The 5,403-nt window shown below is 62.2% G+C and carries 4 protein-coding genes; 2 read left to right on the top strand and 2 right to left on the bottom strand.

Annotated elements, in window-relative coordinates; translation table 11 throughout:
- Together EN991_RS21965 and EN991_RS21960 are read left to right on the top strand one after the other, a co-directional pair.
- Positions 1-1,073 (top strand): cyclopropane-fatty-acyl-phospholipid synthase family protein (locus EN991_RS21965; RefSeq protein WP_164769273.1); only part of this gene is annotated, 1,073 nt, incomplete at its 5' end.
- Between the two features lie 137 nt (positions 1,074-1,210).
- Positions 1,211-2,212 carry a glycerophosphodiester phosphodiesterase family protein gene (locus tag EN991_RS21960; protein WP_127369538.1) on the top strand — a complete coding sequence of 334 codons (1,002 nt, stop codon included), beginning with the start codon at positions 1,211-1,213 and terminating at the stop codon, positions 2,210-2,212.
- Between the two features lie 32 nt (positions 2,213-2,244).
- On the opposite strand, the gene EN991_RS21955 is transcribed toward EN991_RS21960, so the two are convergent.
- Positions 2,245-4,224 carry a bifunctional 2',3'-cyclic-nucleotide 2'-phosphodiesterase/3'-nucleotidase gene (locus EN991_RS21955; protein WP_127369537.1) on the bottom strand — a complete coding sequence of 660 codons (1,980 nt, stop codon included), beginning with the start codon at positions 4,222-4,224 and terminating at the stop codon, positions 2,245-2,247.
- 149 nt (positions 4,225-4,373) lie between these two features.
- The coding region (locus EN991_RS21950) for an NAD(P)/FAD-dependent oxidoreductase (protein ID WP_164769271.1) at positions 4,374-5,403 on the bottom strand (1,030 nt) is incomplete at its 5' end.

Genomic DNA, 5,403 nt, shown 5'->3' with positions numbered 1-5,403 from the left:
GCAAGGGACCTGGCCCGGATGCCGAACTGGTGCTGAAGAATTGGCGCTTGCCCGGCCGCGCCTTTTCCGGCGGCACGATCGGCGTTGCCGAATCCTATATGGACGGCGATTGGGAAAGCCCTGATGTGACCAGCTTCCTGGAGCTGTTCGTGGCCAATTCGGTCATTGGCGAGCGTATCGCGGGCGGCACCAGTTGGCTGATCAACACCGTCCAGCGCATCCGCCACTGGTTCAACCAGAACACCCGCACCGGTTCGAAGCGCAATATCTCGGCGCATTACGACCTCGGCAACGCCTTTTACAAGCAATGGCTCGATCCGAGCATGACCTATTCGTCGGCGCTCTACACGACCGGAGCCAACGACCTGGAAAGCGCCCAGGCCGCCAAATATCGCGCGCTGGCGAAAGACACAGGGATCGGCCCGAAGGACCATGTGCTGGAAATCGGCTGTGGCTGGGGTGGCTTCGCCGAATTCGCCGCACGCGAGATCGGCTGCCGCGTCACCGGGCTGACGATCAGCCGCGAGCAGCACGATTTTGCAACGGCTCGCATCGCCAAGGCTGGCCTTGCCGAAAAGGTCGACATCAAGCTGCAGGACTATCGCGACGAAACCGGCACCTATGACCGCATCGCCTCGATCGAGATGTTCGAGGCGGTCGGCGAGAAATACTGGCCGGTGTTTTTCGGCAAGATGAAGGCTTGCCTGAGACCCGGCGGCACCGCCGGCCTGCAGATCATCACCATCAACGAAGCCGCCTACGACACCTATCGCGCAAGGCCGGATTTCATCCAGCGCTATGTTTTCCCGGGTGGCATGCTGCCGACACCGTCGATCCTGAAGACACTGGGCAAGGATCATGGCCTTGCCCATCTGCGCGAGCGCGTGTTTCCGGATGACTATGCGCGCACGCTTGCCGAATGGCGCCACCGGTTCTGGGCGTCATGGGAGAAGATCGTCCCGCTCGGCTTCGACGACCGCTTCAAGAAGCTCTGGGAGTTCTACCTGCACTATTGCGAGGCCGGATTCCGCGCCAGCTACATCGACGTGCGCCAGGTGGTCTACAAGGCGTAAGTCGACACGTTCTTCGATTTCATTGCCGCCGACCAGGCGATATCGAGGATGATCTCGATGTCGCCGCCCGGTCGCCGTCAAAAAGTCCGATCGCAAAGCAGGATGCCGCGCAGGACGGACGAATCGGAAATCACTTGATGCGCAAACGGACGATCTTCTTCGGCATCATTGTTGTCGCCGCGGCGGGCATCTGGCTCAACAACACCTCGCTGTTGTCGAGCCGCCCCGCCGGCAAGCCGGAAGTGCTTGCCCATCGCGGCCTTGCCCAGGACTACGCACGGGAAGGCATGACGGGTGAGACGTGCACGGCCAGTCGCATGTTGCCGCCGCGCCATGCCTACCTCGAAAACACGATCCCCTCGATGGAAGCAGCCTTCGCGCTGGACGCTGACGCGCTCGAACTGGATGTTCACCCGACGACAGACGGCAATTTCGCCGTCTTCCACGACTGGACGCTGGATTGCCGCACGGAAGGCAAGGGAGAAACACGCAACCATTCCATGGCCGAGTTGAAGACCCTCGATGTCGGCTATGGCTATACGGCGGATGGCGGCAAGATCTTTCCGTTTCGCGGCAAGGGTATCGGCATGATGCCGTCGCTGGATGAGGTTCTGGCGCACTTCCCGGCCCGCCGCTTCAACATCAACGTCAAGAGCAACGATCCGGGCGAAGGCGAAAAGCTGGCCGCACGGCTTGCCATGCTATCGCCGAACGAGCGCTTCTATCTCTCGGTCTATGGCGGCGACAAGCCGATTGCCGCAGTCAAGGCAGCACTGCCGGACATGCATACACTGAGCCGCGCGTCGCTGACGCAATGCATTCTGCGCTATGCCGCGCTTGGCTGGAGCGGCTATGTTCCAGATGCCTGCCGAAAAGGTACCTTGCTCATTCCCGTCAACATCGCGAAATGGATGTGGGGTTGGCCGAACCGGTTTCTCGATCGCATGCAAGGCGTCGACAGCCGCGTCTATCTGCTCGGCCCGTACACCGGCGGCGACTTTTCGCAAGGGCTGGACGATCCCGAACTGATCAAGCAGCTGCCGAACGGTTATTCCGGCGGCATTTCCACCGATGCGCTGGATCTCGTCATGCCTGACATCAAGGAACGTTTCACCCAGCCGGCTCAATCCACGCCATAAGGCCGGGACTCGAGCCGACCCCAAACCACCCTTCAAAGCAGGATGCGGTATTTCGCGAAACCTGCCTCGCCCTCGCCTGCCGGCTCGATCTTCAGCGATTTCAGCTGCGCAATGAAATCCTTGGCCTTGGCGCCGGTTTCGAACACGGCGCTGGTTCCAGGCAGCGGCGCGAACGACCAGTTGTCGTCCGCGGACGGGTTGATTGTACCCTCGCTGACGATGTAGCGGACGATGACGTCGCGATTGGTGTCCGGCGCTTCATAGATGATCTTCGAGGCATTGATGTCAGGGAAATTGCCGCCGCCACCGGCCCGGTAGTTGTTGGTCGCGACGACGAATTTCTGTTTGGGGTCAATTGGTTTTCCGTCGAAACTCAGGTCGACGATACGGTTGGCGCCAGCGTTAGCCAGCCCGCCCTTGGCATCGTATTTCGGCGGCTGCGACAGGTCTATTTTATAGGTGACGCCGTCGATGACGTCGAAATTGTAGGACGGAAAATCGGTGTTGATGAGGGCCTGGTCGGCCTTCCCCGGCTCGATCCGGTTGAAGATCCCGGCCGACATTTCCAGCCATTCCTTGACCTGCGCACCGGTGATTTCGACCGCACGCACGGTGTTGGGATAGAGATAGAGGTCGGCGACGTTCTTGATGGCGATATCGCCGGCGGGCACGTCGGTATAGTAGTCGGCGCCGTTGCGCCCGCCGGCCTTGAACGGAGCGGCCGCCGACAGCAGCGGCACATCCTTCCATTGCGTGTTCTTCAGAATATCCCTGAGGTACCAGGTCTGCGCCTGGCTGACGACCTGCACCGACGGATCGTCGGCGACCAGCGCGAAATAGGAATAGAGCGGCGCGGAGGTCTTGCCAACGGGGCGGCGCACATAGGCCAGTGTTGCCTGGTGGTCCTGCTCAAGGGCCGCGATGATGCGCTTGTCGTCCGGGACAGTCGGTTTGTTCTTATTGTCGACGCGTTCGAAGATCGGCCGCGCCTCGGAGGTGGCGGAAACGACCTTCCATTTCGACCCGTCGCGTTCCAGAATCAGGTCGATCAGCCCCATATGCGAGCCCCAGAAACCGCCCATGACGGCGGGTTTGCCCTGTAGCGTGCCCTTTTGCGTGTCGACACCATCGAGCGATTGGAAATCCTTCTTGCCGGGGAACACCAGATGCTGGTGCCCGGTGAACACCGCGTCGATGCCGGCGACGCCGGCGACGAAGAACGAGGCGTTCTCCATCATGTCGCCGTGCTTCACGTCGATGCCGGAATGCGACAGCGCAATGACGATGTCGGCGCCCGCCTCCTTCATCTGCGGCACCCAGGCCTTGGCCGCCTCGACGATGTCGCGCGTCTTGACGTTGCCTTCGAGGTTCTTGAGATCCCAGACCATGATCTGCGGCGGCACGAAGCCGATGATGCCGATCCTGATCGGCTGCTCGGCGCCCGAACCGTCCTTGATCTTCTTGTCGAGGATGACATAGGGCTTGAGATAGAGCTTGTCGTCGCGCGGGTTCGCGGCAAGCTCCGTGCCGCGGATCAGGTTGGCGCAGACGAAGGGAAAATTGGCGCCGGCCAGCACCTTGTCCAGGAACGACAGGCCATAGTTGAACTCGTGGTTGCCCAGCGTCGAGCACTCGTAGCCGAGCAGGTTCATACCCTTCATGATCGGATGCAGGTCGCCGTCCTTCAGGCCCTTCTCATAGGCGATGTAGTCGCCCATCGGATTGCCCTGCAGCAGGTCGCCATTGTCGATCAGCATCGAATTCACCGCTTCCTTGCGCACGGCGTCGATCAGGGAGGCCGTGCGCGACAAGCCCAGCGTGTCGTTCGCTTTGTCGGCGTAATAATCGTAAGGCAGCACGTTCACATGGATGTCGGTGGTCTCCATGATCCGGAGATGCGCCTGGTTGGCCTGTGCGCGAGCGGAGAAGGGATGAAGCACGATCAGCGCCCCTGTAGCTGCGGTGCCAGCGAGGAAATCGCGGCGGGAGACGGGATGGAGCAGTTGCGACATGTTTTCTCCTCATCGACAACGTGACACGCCCTGCCCCGAAGCGAACTTCGCGCCGAAATCGGCTCAAGTCCATTCAAGAAGTTGCGTGCATCGGAAGGTCAGTCGACCAGCAACAGATGACGTGCGGATGAACGGTGCCGGTGAGGAAATCAGCCCTTGTCGTCGTCGCCCTGGGTGATCAGCCGCGCGCTGCGTTGCCCCGTCGCGTAGATCCATAGCCAGCTCAGCGAAACAGCAAGCCGGTTGCGAAAGCCGATCAGGAAATAGATGTGGGCCACTCCCCACAGCCACCAGGCGAGCCAGCCGGTGAGCTTGATCCAGCCGAAATCGATGGCGGCGGCGCGTTTGCCGATCGTCGCCAGATCGCCGGCATGCCTGTAGTGGAAAGGACGCGCGGTCGTGTCGCCGCCGAGCCTGGCCTTGATGGTAGCCGCAACATGTCGGCCCTCCTGCTTGGCGGAAGGCGCCACGCCGGGAACCGGCCGCCCGTCTGGCCGCAGCACATGAGCGGCGTCGCCGATGACGAAGATCTCCGGGCTGCCACGCACACTTAGATCGGGCTCGACCAGCACCCTGCCCGCGCGGTCCGCCTTCGCTCCCAGCCATTCAGCGGCTGGCGAAGCGGCAACGCCGGCTGCCCACAGGATCGTTCGGGCGGCCAGTTGCTTATCGCCAAACACGACACCTTCGGCGTCGCAGCGCGTGACGGCCCGGCCGAGCTCGACGGTCACGCCGAGCCGCTCGAGCGCTTTGCTGGCATAGTCGGAAAGTTTCGGTGCGAAATTGGCCAGAATGCGGTCGCCGGCCTCGATCAGCACCACGCGCGTCTGCCGCGTGTCGATGTTGCGGAACTCGCCGCGCAGCGTGTCATGCGCCAGCTCGACGATGGTGCCGGCAAGCTCGACGCCGGTCGGCCCGCCGCCGACGATCGCAATTGTCAGCAGCGCCTGGCGCTTAGCGGGATCAGCCTCCCGCTCGGCCTGTTCGAAGGCCAGGAGAATTCGCCGCCGAATGGTGGTGGCGTCCTCCAGCGTCTTCAGGCCAGGCGCGAACGGCTCCCATTCGTCATGGCCGAAATAGGCGTGGCGGGCACCGGTGGCGAGCAGCAGCGTGTCGTAGGCGACCGCGCTGCCGTCATCGAGCAGCACGCGCTTGCCGGCGCGGTCGACACCGGTGACA

The organism is Mesorhizobium sp. M7A.F.Ca.US.005.03.2.1 (assembly GCF_003997795.1).
GTDB classification, from domain to species: Bacteria; Pseudomonadota; Alphaproteobacteria; order Rhizobiales; family Rhizobiaceae; genus Mesorhizobium; species Mesorhizobium ciceri.
This window is presented reverse-complemented; position numbering and strand designations above follow the sequence as displayed.

What these genes read in the sequence shown, in the direction of transcription:
- EN991_RS21960 (WP_127369538.1), top strand. Translation starts at nt 1,211, where the DNA reads ATGCGCAAACGGACGATCTTCTTCGGCATCATTGTTGTCGCCGCGGCG.
- EN991_RS21955 (WP_127369537.1), bottom strand. Translation starts at nt 4,224, where the DNA reads ATGTCGCAACTGCTCCATCCCGTCTCCCGCCGCGATTTCCTCGCTGGC.